Here is a 14316-nt window from a genome sequence, read left to right on the forward strand (position 1 = left end):
ATGATGCTTGCCTTGGGCATGTTCGTATTCAGTCTTTCCACCGCAGCCTACCAGGAGCTGCAACGCCAGACTGACTGGCGCCACGCGAGCAGCGGCCGAGTCGGTGCCGCACCGGCCCGCCAGTTCATCGGGCGCGGTGAAGACTCGATCACCCTGCCCGGCGTCATTCTGCCGGAGCTGGCTGGCAGCGCTCTCAGTCTCGATGCCCTGCGTCTGATGGCCAACACCGGCAAGGCTTGGCCCATGGTCGAGGGCAGCGGCCGGATCTACGGCCTGTGGATCATCGAAAGCCTGAGCGAAACCAAAACCCTGTTCTTCCGCGACGGCACACCACGACGGATCGAATTTACGCTCAATCTCAAGCGCATCGATGACGACCGTATCGACCTGATTGGCGCCGGTACTAGCGTCGGCGTCAGCATCATGAGGGCGCTGCTGTGATCGATGCCCCCCTCTCCCGCGTCACCGGTTTTCTGGACAAGACCCTCTCACGCTACAAGCGCGAGGCAGCCTACCCGGTGCCGGCGTTTCGTCTCACCGTGGATGGCAACGACATCGCCCGACTCATCAGCCCGCGCCTGATGAGCCTGGACCTGACCGACAACCGTGGCATTGAGGCGGATCAGCTCACCATCACCCTCAGCGACCATGACGGGCTGCTGGCCATTCCTCCAAAGGGTGCAGTGGTTCGATTGTGGCTGGGCTGGAGTGATACCGGACTGGTCGACAAAGGCACCTACACCGTCGATGAAACCGAACACTCCGGCACGCCCGACGTGCTGAGCATTCGCGCGCGCTCCGCCGATCTGCGCAAGGGACTGAAGATCAAACGCGAACGCAGCTGGAGCAACACCACACTCGGCAACGTGCTGGGTGACATCGCCCTGGGCAATGGCCTGACCGCCACCATCGCCGGCCCCCTCGACGGGCTGCCCATCCTGCAGCTCGACCAGGCCAACGAATCCGACGCCAACCTGATCAGCCGCGTCAGCAAAGAATTCGATGCCGTGGTGACCGTCAAGGCCGGCCGTCTGTTATGCCTGCCAGCGGGCGGCGGCAAGACTTCCAGCGGCGCCGAACTGCCCCACATCACTCTCACCCGCGCCGACGGCGACCAGCACCGCTACCTGCAAGCTGACCGTGACAGTTACGAAGGCGTGCGCGCGTACTTCTACGATGTGAACAGCGCCAAAAAACAGGAAGCCATCGCCGGCGGTGGCGAGAACCTCAAGGATCTGCGGCACACCTACAGCGACCGACAGTCGGCCCTGCGTTCCGCTCGGGCGGAACTCAATCGCCTGCAACGTGGCAGCGCGACGCTCAGCTACACCCTGGCCATGGGCCGGCCCGATCTGATCCCGGAGCTGACCTATACGCTCGAAGGGGTGAAACCGGAGATTGACGAGATCATCTGGTATGGCGGCAACGTGCAGCACACCCTCAGCGCAGACAGTGGCTACACCGTCAGCCTGGAAATGGAGAGCAAGCTGCCGGAAGACACTGTTGAGCATCTGGCCGAGGAGAACCGGAACGACTACACGGGAACTATTGCGTATTACCGCGACAAGAAAACCGGGAAGGAAAAACCGGTGACATCCGGCGATCAGAGCAAGGCACGGCGATTGCGCTGGTTATACGCCACGGAAAACGCAGCCAAACGCGCCGCTGACCGCGAATGGAAAAAGATGCAGAGATAACAAGGACGACTCATGCAAGACATCCGCTGCGGCCACTGTTGCCGCAAACTTGCCGCCGCCAGCGGCTTCACTGAATTACAGATCAAGTGCCCGCGTTGCCGGACACTCAACCACCTGAAGGCCCCGAGCCTCCCCCAAGCGTGCCGCGAGCATCCAGAACAACGAGTTCCTGAATGCAGCAACCCACCCTTGGCAGCCTGTTCGCAGGTATAGGAGGCTTTGATGTCGGATTTGAAAACGCGGGATACCGCAGCGCCTGGCAAGTCGAACTCAACCCCATCAACCGGGCTGTGCTTGCCGATCGATTTCCCCATGCACAGCAATTTGAAGACGTGCGCCAATGCGGCGCTCACAACCTCAGTCCCGTCGATGTCCTCACCGCCGGCTTCCCCTGCCAGGACATCAGCGTCGCCGGCGCCCGGGAAAGCAACCGAGACACACGCGGCCTGCGCGGCGCACGCAGCGGCCTGTTCTGGGAAGTCATACGAATCCTCAAGGAAATTCAACCTCGCTGGGTGGTGCTTGAGAACGTCGTTAACCTGCTCGCTGTCAACGATAGCCACGACTTTGAAACAGTCATCCGGGCCCTTGCGGACTGCGGGTATGTGGGATTCTGGCGAGTGCTTAATGCTCAATATTTCGGAGTCCCCCAGCAGCGTCGTCGAATATTCCTGGTCGCAGGTTATCGACAAATGCCCCCCTTCGAGCTGCTGGCTGACGCCGCGCCAGTGGACGCAATACCTCCAGCGTCTCGATCGCAGCGCTGGCCACGGCCCGCGGATGCCTGGGCTGCCAATACTTTATTGGCCAACAGAGACGGATCCCAGATCCCTCTGGGCTGTACCACTTTCGTCGCTCACGCGAACGGATGGGATCAGATGGCTGAGCGGCAGCGAGCGTCTGAAAATGATGGGTTTTGCCTCGGACTGGATGCGGCCAACCTTGCGGAGGCTTTCGCTGCCGGAAACGCCGTTGTTACGCAGGTGGCGGAGTGGATAGGAAGCGGTTTGATGTCGATAACATAAACCAATGCGTAGAGGCCTGGGGCAATCTGGACCTCTACGCGCAACTAACCAATTGCATGACTGGGTCCTGAACCTCAATACCGGAGTATTTCTTGCATTCAGCAAAGACGATGGCACAATGGCATCACCGCTAAAACCACGATAGAGTTCTTTCATGGACGAATTTTTTAAGCTCCTAGCCTGTCTGATCCTACCATTTGCCCTCGGTATCCTTATAGTTAAAATTGGATTCAAAGTATATAACTCATCAAAAAAACAAGTTAATAATCAATATAAAGAGCTCACTCCCTTTTCTCTGGATGCCAGTAGAGGATTAGCAGAGCAAGGTTACCTATGGCTAAGCATTATAGCTCCGGTGATGTATTTTTTCACTTTCGGTTATTTTTCTTGGCAAGGGTATTCAATATCGATCAACTCGGACGGACTGTCCGAATTTCTGAGAATTAGCACCTTACCAATAGCACTTCTCTCGTTCTCTATCCCGCTATCAATTCTGGTTGCGCGAATACATGCAACCCATCAAACATCTATTCAGATTGCCGCCACTAATGTAAAGAACAACATGGATGGCTATTACGCTCATCGAAAAGCAATGTTTGAGTACTTCGGCGCCTTGAAGCAGATTACATATCCAGGCGACATAGAAGGTGACTTTCACGCGCATCCTAGACTGCATTTGCGTTTTTTTAAAGATGAAGGACCGGCAAATGGAACACCGAAGGTAGATACTGCTCGATTTGATTCAGCAATTGAAAACTTGACGGCAATAAAAATCCACATCCACACTGCACTTCTAAAGGAAACTCCACTTATAACCTCCGCATTAAATTATGCAGATGCATGCAATAAAATCTATGCATTGGCAGGACTATTAACACTACCAAACATATATGAGAAGCTAAAATCAGCCAGTAAAAATTACACAATTTATGACACCGTCAATCTTGTCTCCCCCAACAACCTTACTTTTACATGCGTCGGCAGCTCAACCAAAGAGCTAATAGGCTCCTATAGATACATTCGCTCATATCTGCGCGTACTCTGCGAGTTTTCTGGTTACGACGTCAGCTTCTTCGACAAAAAAGAATATTTAGCTATTGACAAGGGTGATAAATACAACTCCTACCCTTATTATTATCTAGATATCTCTGAGATATTACACCACGCCCAACCGAACATTCATAAATTGGCCATGGCCCAACAGAAGGCGCAAGCTTTAGCCATCGAACAAGCCCCCTCTGAAAAGTAGACCAATAGAATGGCAATAATTTCTATATTAATTCTATTTTGCGCTTCTCTTTTTACATTCTGCGCATTGGAAAAAATGATATCCGTAAAAAAAACAGCTAACAAACTATTACATATAAGCATAAATTACAGCTTCAAAAGCTGGACAATCCTTGATGTTATCGCTTTACTTTTAACTGGTAGCACAGCTATTTTTATAGCTTTAGCGCTATTAATCACCCTTGGTTTTACCTTCCCTAAATCGATAACCTACTCGCTATATTCGATCATATGCGGCAGTACAGTCATATTTGCTATCATTCACTATCGCATTCACAGACTTTACCTTTCAAACACTACAGCTTTTAATCTGCTGGGCGCCATACTAACCATTATCATCACATTGATAGCCAACAGTCTCGCAGATGACGCCATTACTGGTTACACGAATGTAGAGGCCGGTCAATTTTCGGCGGCCCAGAAAACCTTCACATTCATAGGAGTTATTGGCATATGGCTCTACATAATCATGCGCATCAGCCTGCCTACATATCTATTAATCGCATTGCATGCCGCATACAACTTTATAAGATCTAACAAAAAAACACCAAAATATGTAAACTCTTACACTACAAACTCAATCTTCAACAAAAAACTTTCCTACAGGGGGCTGATTTTAACGCTCGGCTTTTCGTACTCCGTAATTATATATCTAGGTTTTTTACAATCTCTTACATCTTCAGCGGACGTCCAGTTAAAAAAGATACTAGTCTTTTCTTCATTTCATCTCCCCCCGGAAGCATGCAATATAAAAACCTCAATTGCCGGAACAAAAATTGCGTTAATTAATGATAACAAAACAGTCGTAGCGAAACCAGACAGAGAGCTTGGCTATACTTTCACCATTGAAAAGTGCAAAATCCAACCACCGATAGTAGAACGAAAGCCACTAGCCCCCATCCACTATTTGCAGGACACGCATACCAATTTTATTTCATCAAAAAACATAAGCCCTATTATGTGCCCTGTTCGATATTGCTCAGTGCTTAACAGCGGACCTTGCATCTGAGAAACGCTGATGATCAGTGTCTAGGCATGTAATGATGGTGATGAGGACATCGACAGAATTTACACTGTGAAGTACTCCGCCTGATGAATTTTCAGACACCGCCGGACAAGCTTCCTCCTCAACCTTGAATCTCAATTGCACTTCACAGTCCATAACTGATCAAGACTAGTGGTAAACGTCTGACTCATCATCTCTCGACGCATCCCCCAATCAGGCGTCGCCGGCACGCTTCCAGTCCGAAGCGTGCCCCTGCCCCAGCGCTGATTGATCTCATCCAGAACTCCCATGACCTTTTCCGCAGCAGCTGACTGGGACTGAGCAAACAGGTCATCGGTGAACTCACCCGGCTGCCGCAGATCCATCAGCAAAACCTCAGCCTTACTGTATTTGAAGCCAGACCGAAACAGGCGGTTGACCGCCTCCGCCGCCGCCTTGGTCAGCAGCCGCGCGTCGTTGGTGGGGTATGGCAGTTCGACCAGCGCGCCATTGGCATACTTCGCTTCCTCAGGGTTGAACATGCCCGTGCGGATGCTGACGCGGATTTTCTTGCACAGTGAATTCTGCGCGCGCAGCTTTTCGGCTGCCCTTTCCACATAGGTGGCCACCGCTTCCTTGATCGGCTCGATGGTGGTCAGTCGTTTGCCGAACATACGGCTACTGCAGATCTCTTGCTTGGCTGGCTCGGCCTCGGTAAGTTCCAGGCACGAGGTGCCAGAGAGCTCACGCGCGGTTTTCTCGATCACTACGCTGAATATCTGTCGAAGCGTCCAAGGATCAGCCTTGGCCAGATCCATCGCGGTTTTGATGTTCATTGTCTCAAGATGAGCTTTCATCCGGCGCCCGACGCCCCAGACTTCACCGACATCCGTGTTACGCAGCACCCAATCCCTTTTTACGGGATCGCAGATATCCACCACGCCGCCCGTGTGAGCTTGCAGACGCTTCGCTGTGTGGTTGGCGAGTTTGGCCAAGGTTTTGGTTGGTGCGATACCGACGCCAACAGGGATACCCGTCCTTTTATAGACCGCCGCGCGAATGGTTCGGCCGAAGATGGTCAGGTCACCCGGCATGCCGCTGAGATCGGCGAAGGCTTCGTCGATGCTGTACACCTCGACGGCAGGAACCATGGACTCGATGATCGTCATCACGCGCTCGCTCATGTCGCCGTACAGAGCGTAGTTGCTGCTGAACACCTGAATGCCGTTTTGGCGTAACACGTCTTTGATTTGAAAGTACGGTGCGCCCATTTTCACGAACGGTTTAGCGTCGTAACTGCGCGCGATGACACAGCCATCGTTGTTGCTCAGGACGACGATCGGCGTCTTGGCAAGGTCGGGACGAAAGACTCGCTCACAGCTCGCGTAGAAGCTGTTGCAGTCTATAAGGGCAAAGACCTGATCACGACCTGCCATGGTCGCGCACGCTGTAGGTCACTACGCCCCAAATCACCAGTTCATCGCCTTCCATCACGTAGCGCGGCGGATATTTACTATTGGCCGACAGCAGCATGACCACGTTGTCGCGACGATGAAGGCGTTTACAGATGGGCTCGGCGTTGAGGCCGGCAATCACGATATCGCCATGCTCGGCATCGAGGCTGCGATTGACGATCACCAGGTCCCCGCAAAATATTCCGGCGCCTTGCATGCTGTCTCCCTCAATTTTGGCAAGGTAAACATGCGGCGCTCGGATATCGAACAGCTCGTCCAGAGAGATGTGTTTTTCGATGTGGTCGGCCGCTGGCGATGGAAAACCCGCCGGGATCCGGAACGAGTAAAGCGGGAACGTTTCGCCGCCCGCCAACAGCGGGCCAAGGATGGTGACACTCATGATTCGAACCCGAATGAAAAATGGACTGCAGGAGCAAAGCGACTGTTCATCGCCTACTCATCACTATTGACGTCGTGCATCCATTCCACTGCAAAGGCCAGCGCTCCATCGGCTAGCTCAAGCAAACCACACAGGTCGTCGCTATCAATCACCTTGTTTGTGTACAGCGCGCGGGCTCCGATCAGGAGTGCTTTGTGGTGAGCGCCTGGTCGAGCGATAAGTGCGGATCTGTCGGCGAGCATCGCCTGCCAGTGAATCAAGTCTTTTGTCGGCTTGGCGGGTGTGACGGTGATTGAGGATTTCATCGGTTCGGTTTCCCATGCGAATAATACTGTACGCATAACCAGTATATTCAGAGTCCCCAGATCATTCCTACAAAAGCCGACGAAATGCCCCACTGTCGTCCGAGAACAAGCTGATTTAAATATTACTTTTGACAGCTTTTTAAGGACAATAAAAAACCCGCATCAGTAGAAACTGACACGGGTTTCCCCACATCAATGACCGTTACTTCAGGTCATCAAAGTGGTCTCGCAGGAACTCGTAAAAGCGAAACGCTTTCAACAATCTCCATACGAGGCTCAACGTACGCAACAAAAGCTTCATACGTTCTGGCCTCCAAGGTTGGGGGCCAAACCTCCAGCACACTTACCGGATCACGCATACCTTCGGGAGTATACGCCAGCATACCCTCATGAGGTGGCCGGTTGGGGCCCCTCCGAGCCATCATTCCGGCACGGGTGCAAAACCGTGTCAGGGGGGATGAAATCGGTATTCAACCGACCTAACCTCATTGCATCGCTGGCGTGTGAGCATCGGCATATTAACCTAGAATCACGAGCTCGAAAGTATGGAAAAGCCCTCCTGCGAGTTTTCTATGCGCAGGAAGCCATCGCTTTTGTAAATTGTTGTTTCTGTCAGAGTTGATCAAGGACCGCCGTCCACCGCGAGGCACTTATTTCGAGGCTTTCCCGCCCTATCGAGGCGAACAAAATGACGTTGCAAGCAGTGGCAAAGCTTTATAAGATGAACCCACGCCAGTGTACTCTCGTGAGATGCACCGAGCGTTGGCCGCAAGCCGATGCTCAAAAAGAACCGCCCCGCAAAGGCGGTTTTTTTTCGTCCGTCGTTTGCTCCTGGCGAATATAGGCCAACATTCCTCCGCCCTTCGATTAAAGAGGGGGAGCGTCGCTGGGAAATACAGGAGTCCACGCTAGAGTTGTGAAAGCCCCTTCAACCACATAGCTCGACAGCCATGGAGGCATCATGCTGACACTGTGGGTTTTCATCCTGATGATCGAAGGTCAACCGATTGAAGCAATCCCGACTGACTCAGAAACCAAATGCAAAGAAGTCATGGCCAAGCTTCTGACCGTACAACGCCTTAGCAGCAAGAAAGCCTCTGGAGCCTGCTACGTCAGAGCCTCCGCAATCGACGACACTGAAAGACGGCTAATTGGTGTACCACTCAGTCGCTAAACGCGCACGACCTCAACGGGCATAAGTATTTGCAACGACTCATCCCGAGCGTCAACGCATCCAGTCGAGAGGAGTTGGGTAGCGTGGTCGATTCTAGAGTAGCTTCAGGCCAGACTTGTAGGCAAAATCTGCGTGTTGCGTAAGGAAGTGCGTTTATCGTGCTTTTCAGCAGGCATCGCCTTGTTGGCCTTTCTTTCGGCGGGATATTCTCCAGACGTCACTGCATATTCAGTGATCGGGCTTGGTAACCCGACGAGTTGCGCAACAGCGTCCCTTCATCATTGACGGCTTTTAGAGCCGGCAGTTTTGTTATGGCGGCTGTGCGTGGGACGCCTTCGGGCGTGCCGGTCTCCTTGACTCCCGGTTTACCAACCTGCGCGCAGCTGCCACCCATTTCGCTTGGTAACGAAATCGGCAGCTCCCTATGTCAAGGAGCTAGACAATGCACACAGTTAAACCGTTAGAAATCCCGTTACTCCCTCAATGTGAAACCTCGCTCTTCCCTCAGCACCTCTCACTCAATGGAGGTGACCGTTGATCGAAGAAGTCGAAGAAACAACCATCGGCTACACCCACTTCGTATACTGCGGTGAAAAACCGTTGTTCCAAGTCAGCGCTGGCGTCCCTGTCAAAGAGGCGCTGGAACAGGCTTCCGATCTGCTGAGCCTGGCTAAGGCCTTCGCCGAAGACGCTGCATTCATGAAAGAAACCGACCGATATGCCTGGGCCGCGCATTTTTTGACGGCGATGGGCAAGGCGGTGATTGATGATGTGGTGAAAGCCGTTTCTCCCCGACCCAAGAGAGTGATCCTGAAGGCTGCAACATAGCGGCTAGGGCACTCTGCATTTTGGGAATTCATGGGCGGTTGGGCGTGCTGAGTGTGGGCGCCCTCCCTCATTGCCCAACAAAAAACCCGACACGGGGCCGGGTTCCTTCTTGTGTTTTCATTTCAATTAAATCGTTTACTTGATTATTGGTATGTCTACGCCATCAGGCTGCACTCGTCAGCACGTTTGCAAAGTGCTGGATGTATTCCCGATCCTGCTCAGACATCGCTCTATAACGTGTAAGAAGATTCCACTCTTCTTGTGTTAACTCGGACATTTCGCTATTGGGCTTATCCATGCGCATGTTCTTTTTTTCATCTTGATCCAAATGCCCACTACTCCATTAAGTGCATTGCGGGGGCAACGTTACTCAGGAGCGCGAAAAATCAAAACTGAAATCCGTCGTAACGAATGTTCTAAATCTCGACGATTTATTTCCTGGCACTGGAAAGCTGAGTCACTTCGGCCATGGCACCGACGATGCGATGCACAGCTTTTTGGTCATAGTCGGACAGGCTGCGGAACTGCTGGAGCAGTTGGTTTTCGGCAGGATCCAGCGTGCTGGCAGGCTGTGGTAAACGCCCGCCCGTCAGGACGTAGAGCACGTCTACACCGGCCTTGGCTACGGCGGTGAGGTAGGCGGAATCGGGGTTTCGCTCGCCCTTTTCGTAGCTGCCCTGGGTGTTGCGGGTGATGCCGCCCTGCTGTGCAAAGGCATCTTGGTTGAGCCCTAAGCGCGTCCTTTCTTCGCGCAAACGCTCACCCACTCCAACGTCCAAGTCTTCATCAGATGCACAACTTTTCAAGCTTTCATCCTTTACAGGCCCAACTCTTTGGGCATAATGACGCCTAATCAACACGGATGCACACGAATGGACACTATGCCCGCCCCACTCACGCCCGAGCAAGCCCGAGCAGCGCTGGATCGACAAGGCATCAGCCTTGCCGAGTTCTGCCGCCGGCATGATCTCAATAGCAATCTGGTGAGCGACTTGCTCAACGGACGCAAGAAAGGACGTCGCGGCAAGGCTCATCAAGCCGCCGTTTTGCTGGGCATAAAGGAAGGCACGATCAGCACCGGAAACTGAGATTCATCGTTCATTTAACGCAAGGATGCCGTCATTGAGCACTTACAAACTCGTTTGCCCTCACTGCCAGTCTCGGATGCGAATACGCACGAGCGAAGGCACTCATATTTTTCTCCGCGTCGCGTATTTGCAGTGCCTGAATGAAGCCTGCGGCTGGTCCGTTCGGGCGCAGTTCGAAATGACGCATGAGATGAGCCCCAGCGGTATGGCGAACCCCGCCGTGCGACTCCCTTTGGCGGATGCAGCACTACGTCGGTCCGCGATGAAACCGGCCGATGAGCAATTGATGCTGATCCCGATCCAGGGACTGGAGGCCAACCAATGAACACCACCCACTTTGCCCCGGACTACCGCACCTGCATGCAGGACGCCGCGCACGCTTATTTGTTGCGTCATCGAGCAGAGTACCTGGTGGACTCTGATCGACTGTTCAGCAGTGCTGAACGTCATTTGATTGTGGCGCTGGAAGTGCCGGCCAGCCTTGCGGCGAAACTGGTGCATCTGGCCTGGACTGACATCCAGCAAGCCGAAGCGCTTTCCGCGTAACCCACCCTCCCGCCCATCTCCATTTCTGGCATCCCCGTATTGCGGGGTGATGGGCATGCCATGCCTAAAAATTGAGGTTTTTATGGAAGATACTCTTTGCGTCACCCTCACACTGACCCGGATTGAAGCGTGCGGATTGCTGGATAACGCACGTCTGCTGCAAGTCGCCCTCTTTAAAAAGCATTGGGATGAGGAACGTTTCAGCTCTATTCCTATTACCGAACGACGCTCAGCACTGCATGCAGCAATCCCTGCGATGGCGGCGCAGCAACAGCTGATCACCATCCTCTCCGCATGCATTGGGGCTAAGAGACCTTGGTGAACAGCTTCACCAGCGCGCTGCATGCCGATGTATTGCAGCGCCTCGCGGATGATTACGGGCTCAAGCGTCGCTTGAGCACCGACTATCTGCGGGGCGGCAAATGCCCGGCTTGCGGCCAAAAGGAGTTGTACGCCCGCTACTCTGAGCCGTGGCTGATCATCTGTGGTCGTGAGGGCAAGTGCGCTCAGCGCTGGCATCTCAAGGAAATCTACGAAGACCTGTTCGATGACTGGAGCAAGCGGGCGCCCTCCTCCGAGCAATTTCCCCAAGCGACAGCCCGGGCTTACCTCGAGTTTGCCCGGGGCTTTCGTCATGAACTGATTCAGGGTTGGTATACGCAAGACTCGTACTTTTCCGAGGAGCTGAATGCCGGCAGCGCGACAGTGCGTTTCGCGCTGGAAAAAGGTGGCTACTGGGAACGCCTGATCGATCGGCCGCACCGATTCGGCAAGATGAAAGCGCGGTTCAAACCCGGCGACAGCCCGCGTGGTGTCTGGTGGTGCCCACCCAGCATCGAGCTGCTTGAAGTCAAAGAGCTGTGGATTGTTGAAGGCATCTTCGATGCCATTGCTCTGGTGCATAACGGCATTGCGGCGGTATCGGCGATGTCCTCCGGCGCCTATCCGGAGGAATCGTTGAAAGAGCTGTCGCGCCAGCGCGGCGGCAAGCTACCCAAACTGGTGTGGGCGCTCGACAACGAACCCGGCGCGCACAAATACACCAAGCGTTGGGTTCGGCAGGCACGCACCCTGGGCTACGAATGCGGCGCCGCGCAGATCCCGCAACGAGATAATCGCAAGGTCGATTGGAACGATCTGCATCAACGCTGGGCTTTTATCGATGATGAGAGCGAGCGCGCCGAGCAGGTCAAAAAGGACCTAGCCACCGCGCTTTACCATGGCTCGCTGTTGATCGCCGAGAGCGCCGCAGAGAAAGGCGTGCTGATGTACGACTGGCGCGAGCGCCATGAATTTCACTTCGGCTTCGACCACCGTTTGTACTGGTTCAAGATGGACCTGGAGAAGTTCAGCAAAGCAATGCATTCGCTGGAAACTTCCGATCGTCATGAAGACCAGCTTCTTACTGAAGAACAGCGTCGTCAAAAGGCCCTGCGCCAATGCGGTGGCATCGTCGAAATCGCCAACTGCTACCCACAGGCGCTGTACTTCCAGCGCAACGAAGTCACCGACGAATCCTGGTACTACTTCCGCGTCGATTTTCCCCACGACAGCGGCAGCGTGAAGAACACCTTCACCGGTGGCCAGGTCGCCGCCGCCAGCGAGTTCAAGAAGCGCTTGCTCAGCATGGCTGCCGGCGCGGTGTTCACCGGCAGTGGCCAGCAGCTCGACAAGATCATGAAGGATCAGTTGTTCGGTCTGAAGACCGTCGAGACCATCGACTTCATTGGTTACAGCAAACTCCACAGTTGCTACGTGTTCGGCGATCTGGCTGTCCGTGGCGGCATCGTCAGCACGGTGAACAAGGAGGACTTTTTCGAATTCGGCAAGCTGCGGTTGAAGACGCTGCAGAAGTCGATTGCCATGCACATCCAGCGTGACGCCAAGCAGTACCGGACCGACTGGCTGCCGATGTTGTGGCTGTGCTTTGGCGCCAAGGGCATTGTGGCCCTGGCCTTCTGGTTTGGCTCGCTGTTCGCCGAGCAGATCCGGGCGCAGTACAAATCCTTTCCTTTCCTTGAGGTCACCGGCGAGGCCGGTGCCGGCAAGACCACGCTGCTGACCTTTCTGTGGAAACTGCTCGGCCGCGAGCATGAAGGTTTTGACCCATCGAAATCGACCCGCGCCGGCCGTCAGCGCGCCATGGGCCAGGTCTCCAATATGCCCGTCGTACTGATCGAGGGCGACCGCAACGAGCCGGACAAGGCCCACGCCAAGGGTTTCGACTGGGACGAGCTGAAGGACTTCTACGGCGGCGGCACGCTCGGCACCAAGGGCATGAAAACCAGCGGCAACGAGACTTACGAACCACCGTTCCGGGGCGCAATTGCGATCAGCCAGAACGCTGATGTCAGCGCGTCGGAAGCGATCCTGACGCGGATTATCAAATCGCACTTTGCACGTCCGGAAGTCACCACCGAGAGCCGTGCGGCGGCTGACAACTTGAACCTGATCCCAGTCGAGCAACTGAGCCACTTTTTATTGCTTGCCGTGCGTGCGGAAGCCCAGGTGATGGCGAAGTTTGCCGAACGTGTGCGAGTTCATGAACAGCATTTGCGCAAGCTCAAGGACATCCGCGTGGAGCGGATCATCAAGAACCACAGCCAGCTGATGGCCCTGGTCGATTGCCTGCGCCTGGTTTGCCCGCTCGAGGATAACCACGTCGCCACGACGCAGCAGGCGCTGATGACCATGGCACTGGAACGGCAGGCCGCGATCAGCGCAGATCACCCACTGATTGCCGAATTTTGGGAGGTTTTCGAATACCTCGAAAGCCTGGGCGAAGGCCCGCAGGTCAATCACAGCACCGACCCGAAACTCATCGCGATCAACCTCAACGAATTCGCAGAAAAGGCCAGCGAGCATCGGCAGAACCTTGCTGACCTGAAGACATTGCGCGGGCTGTTGGTGAATAGCCGTAGCCGTAAATGGGTGGAGACCAATAAGGCGGTTTACAGCGCGGTGCGTGCGTCGCAGGCCGTCATAAATGGCACGCCAAAAAGGAGCACCACGGTGCGCTGCTGGATTTTCCAGCGGGCGTAACACGCTGCAATTAATGGATCACCCGGTACGGTAGTGCTGGGATGCGTAAAGGAGTAACACCATGCATGCACAAAGCCAAAGTGGTAGCGGCACGAGGCCCAGCACGAACACCTTAAAAGTCCGCGACGAGATGACGCCAAGAGCGAAGAGTTCCGACCTCCGAGAACAACTAAATGCCTCAACTGGTGAACATACGCAGCCACGGGACCGGTTCCCTCTGGAGAAATCATGAACCGCGAAAGCCAGCCTCAAATGGCGAGCGAGACACTTTCGGAAGATGAGCTGACAACCATCACCGGCTACAAGACGCCGTGTTTTCAGCGCCAGTGGCTTACCCGAAACGAATGGGAATACGTACTCACCGGCGCACAACGCCCCATCGTAGGCCGTGTTTACGCCCGCTTAAAGCTTGCCGGAGTAAAGCCTTCAGCAACCAACGCTGTCGCCGAAACCTGGTCCCTCGATCTATCTCGTGTGAGCTAATA

19 protein-coding genes are annotated in these 14316 nt (G+C 54.3%); 14 read left to right on the forward strand and 5 right to left on the reverse strand.

Features of this window, described 5'->3' with window-relative positions; translation table 11 throughout:
* The 6 genes from BMZ46_RS19365 (at nucleotide 1) to BMZ46_RS29125 (ending at nucleotide 5018) form a co-directional block, all read left to right on the forward strand.
* Nucleotides 1–441: a phage tail protein gene (locus BMZ46_RS19365; RefSeq protein WP_074690406.1), complete on the forward strand. Its 441-nt coding sequence runs from the start codon at nucleotides 1–3 to the stop codon at nucleotides 439–441.
* Nucleotides 438–1697 (forward strand): phage late control D family protein, encoded by a 1260-nt coding sequence (locus tag BMZ46_RS19370; protein WP_074690404.1) that lies wholly within the window; start codon nucleotides 438–440, stop codon nucleotides 1695–1697. The genes BMZ46_RS19365 and BMZ46_RS19370 overlap by 4 nt, the downstream gene beginning before the upstream one ends.
* Before the next feature lie 12 nt (nucleotides 1698–1709).
* Entirely contained in the window at nucleotides 1710–1910 is a 201-nt protein-coding gene (locus BMZ46_RS19375) for a Com family DNA-binding transcriptional regulator (RefSeq protein WP_074690402.1), read from the forward strand.
* Nucleotides 1871–2722: a DNA cytosine methyltransferase gene (locus BMZ46_RS19380; RefSeq protein ID WP_074690400.1), complete on the forward strand. Its 852-nt coding sequence runs from the start codon at nucleotides 1871–1873 to the stop codon at nucleotides 2720–2722. The genes BMZ46_RS19375 and BMZ46_RS19380 overlap by 40 nt, the downstream gene beginning before the upstream one ends.
* Before the next feature lie 154 nt (nucleotides 2723–2876).
* Complete coding sequence (locus BMZ46_RS19385; protein ID WP_074690398.1) at nucleotides 2877–3971, forward strand: hypothetical protein; 1095 nt, start codon at nucleotides 2877–2879, stop codon at nucleotides 3969–3971.
* Nucleotides 3972–3980: 9 nt separating this feature from the next.
* A complete protein-coding gene (locus BMZ46_RS29125; protein WP_139184869.1) occupies nucleotides 3981–5018 on the forward strand; it encodes a hypothetical protein in 1038 nt (345 codons plus the stop codon).
* A gap of 131 nt (nucleotides 5019–5149) precedes the next feature.
* Here the strand turns inward: BMZ46_RS29125 and BMZ46_RS19390 are convergent, their stop codons facing one another.
* From BMZ46_RS19390 to BMZ46_RS19400, 3 genes are read right to left on the reverse strand one after another with little or no spacing between them, the layout of a single operon-like run.
* On the reverse strand, nucleotides 5150–6430 hold the full coding sequence (locus BMZ46_RS19390; protein ID WP_074690396.1) for a Y-family DNA polymerase: 1281 nt from the start codon (nucleotides 6428–6430) through the stop codon (nucleotides 5150–5152).
* A complete protein-coding gene (locus BMZ46_RS19395) occupies nucleotides 6417–6848 on the reverse strand; it encodes a LexA family protein (RefSeq protein WP_074690393.1) in 432 nt (143 codons plus the stop codon). Before BMZ46_RS19395 ends, BMZ46_RS19390 begins: the two co-directional genes overlap by 14 nt.
* Nucleotides 6849–6901: 53 nt before the next feature.
* Nucleotides 6902–7153 (reverse strand): hypothetical protein, encoded by a 252-nt coding sequence (locus tag BMZ46_RS19400; RefSeq protein ID WP_074690679.1) that lies wholly within the window; start codon nucleotides 7151–7153, stop codon nucleotides 6902–6904.
* Nucleotides 7154–8114: 961 nt separating this feature from the next.
* Here BMZ46_RS19400 and BMZ46_RS19405 point away from each other — a divergent pair.
* Together BMZ46_RS19405 and BMZ46_RS19410 are read left to right on the forward strand one after the other, a co-directional pair.
* A complete protein-coding gene (locus tag BMZ46_RS19405) occupies nucleotides 8115–8327 on the forward strand; it encodes a hypothetical protein (protein WP_074690391.1) in 213 nt (70 codons plus the stop codon).
* 534 nt (nucleotides 8328–8861) lie between these two features.
* The gene (locus BMZ46_RS19410; RefSeq protein ID WP_074690390.1) at nucleotides 8862–9155 is read left to right on the forward strand and encodes a DUF3077 domain-containing protein; all 294 of its coding nucleotides are present in this window, start codon (nucleotides 8862–8864) and stop codon (nucleotides 9153–9155) included.
* A 163-nt stretch (nucleotides 9156–9318) separates the two neighbouring features.
* On the opposite strand, the gene BMZ46_RS29365 is transcribed toward BMZ46_RS19410, so the two are convergent.
* Together BMZ46_RS29365 and BMZ46_RS29860 are read right to left on the reverse strand one after the other, a co-directional pair.
* Complete coding sequence (locus BMZ46_RS29365; RefSeq protein ID WP_170844923.1) at nucleotides 9319–9483, reverse strand: hypothetical protein; 165 nt, start codon at nucleotides 9481–9483, stop codon at nucleotides 9319–9321.
* A gap of 103 nt (nucleotides 9484–9586) precedes the next feature.
* Nucleotides 9587–10120, reverse strand: coding sequence for a helix-turn-helix domain-containing protein (locus BMZ46_RS29860; RefSeq protein ID WP_081353129.1), 534 nt, complete (start codon nucleotides 10118–10120; stop codon nucleotides 9587–9589).
* On the opposite strand from BMZ46_RS29860, the gene BMZ46_RS19420 reads away from it, so the two are divergent.
* The 6 genes from BMZ46_RS19420 (at nucleotide 10037) to BMZ46_RS19445 (ending at nucleotide 14314) form a co-directional block, all read left to right on the forward strand.
* On the forward strand, nucleotides 10037–10243 hold the full coding sequence (locus tag BMZ46_RS19420; RefSeq protein ID WP_074690388.1) for a DNA-binding protein: 207 nt from the start codon (nucleotides 10037–10039) through the stop codon (nucleotides 10241–10243). The two genes, BMZ46_RS29860 and BMZ46_RS19420, sit on opposite strands and share 84 nt — an antisense overlap.
* 34 nt (nucleotides 10244–10277) lie before the next feature.
* Nucleotides 10278–10568, forward strand: a complete 291-nt coding sequence (locus tag BMZ46_RS19425; RefSeq protein ID WP_074690387.1) for an Ogr/Delta-like zinc finger protein — start codon at nucleotides 10278–10280, stop codon at nucleotides 10566–10568.
* Complete coding sequence (locus BMZ46_RS19430) at nucleotides 10565–10789, forward strand: hypothetical protein (protein WP_074690386.1); 225 nt, start codon at nucleotides 10565–10567, stop codon at nucleotides 10787–10789. The genes BMZ46_RS19425 and BMZ46_RS19430 overlap by 4 nt, the downstream gene beginning before the upstream one ends.
* Before the next feature lie 82 nt (nucleotides 10790–10871).
* The gene (locus tag BMZ46_RS19435; protein ID WP_074690385.1) at nucleotides 10872–11111 is read left to right on the forward strand and encodes a hypothetical protein; all 240 of its coding nucleotides are present in this window, start codon (nucleotides 10872–10874) and stop codon (nucleotides 11109–11111) included.
* Nucleotides 11108–13831: a bifunctional DNA primase/helicase gene (locus BMZ46_RS19440; protein ID WP_254778422.1), complete on the forward strand. Its 2724-nt coding sequence runs from the start codon at nucleotides 11108–11110 to the stop codon at nucleotides 13829–13831. Before BMZ46_RS19435 ends, BMZ46_RS19440 begins: the two co-directional genes overlap by 4 nt.
* 228 nt (nucleotides 13832–14059) lie before the next feature.
* Nucleotides 14060–14314, forward strand: coding sequence for a DUF4224 domain-containing protein (locus BMZ46_RS19445; RefSeq protein ID WP_074690384.1), 255 nt, complete (start codon nucleotides 14060–14062; stop codon nucleotides 14312–14314).
* Nucleotides 14315–14316: the final 2 nt, after the last annotated feature.

The sequence above is a fragment of the Pseudomonas sp. NFIX49 genome (assembly GCF_900115915.1).
GTDB lineage: Bacteria > Pseudomonadota > Gammaproteobacteria > Pseudomonadales > Pseudomonadaceae > Aquipseudomonas > Aquipseudomonas pharyngis.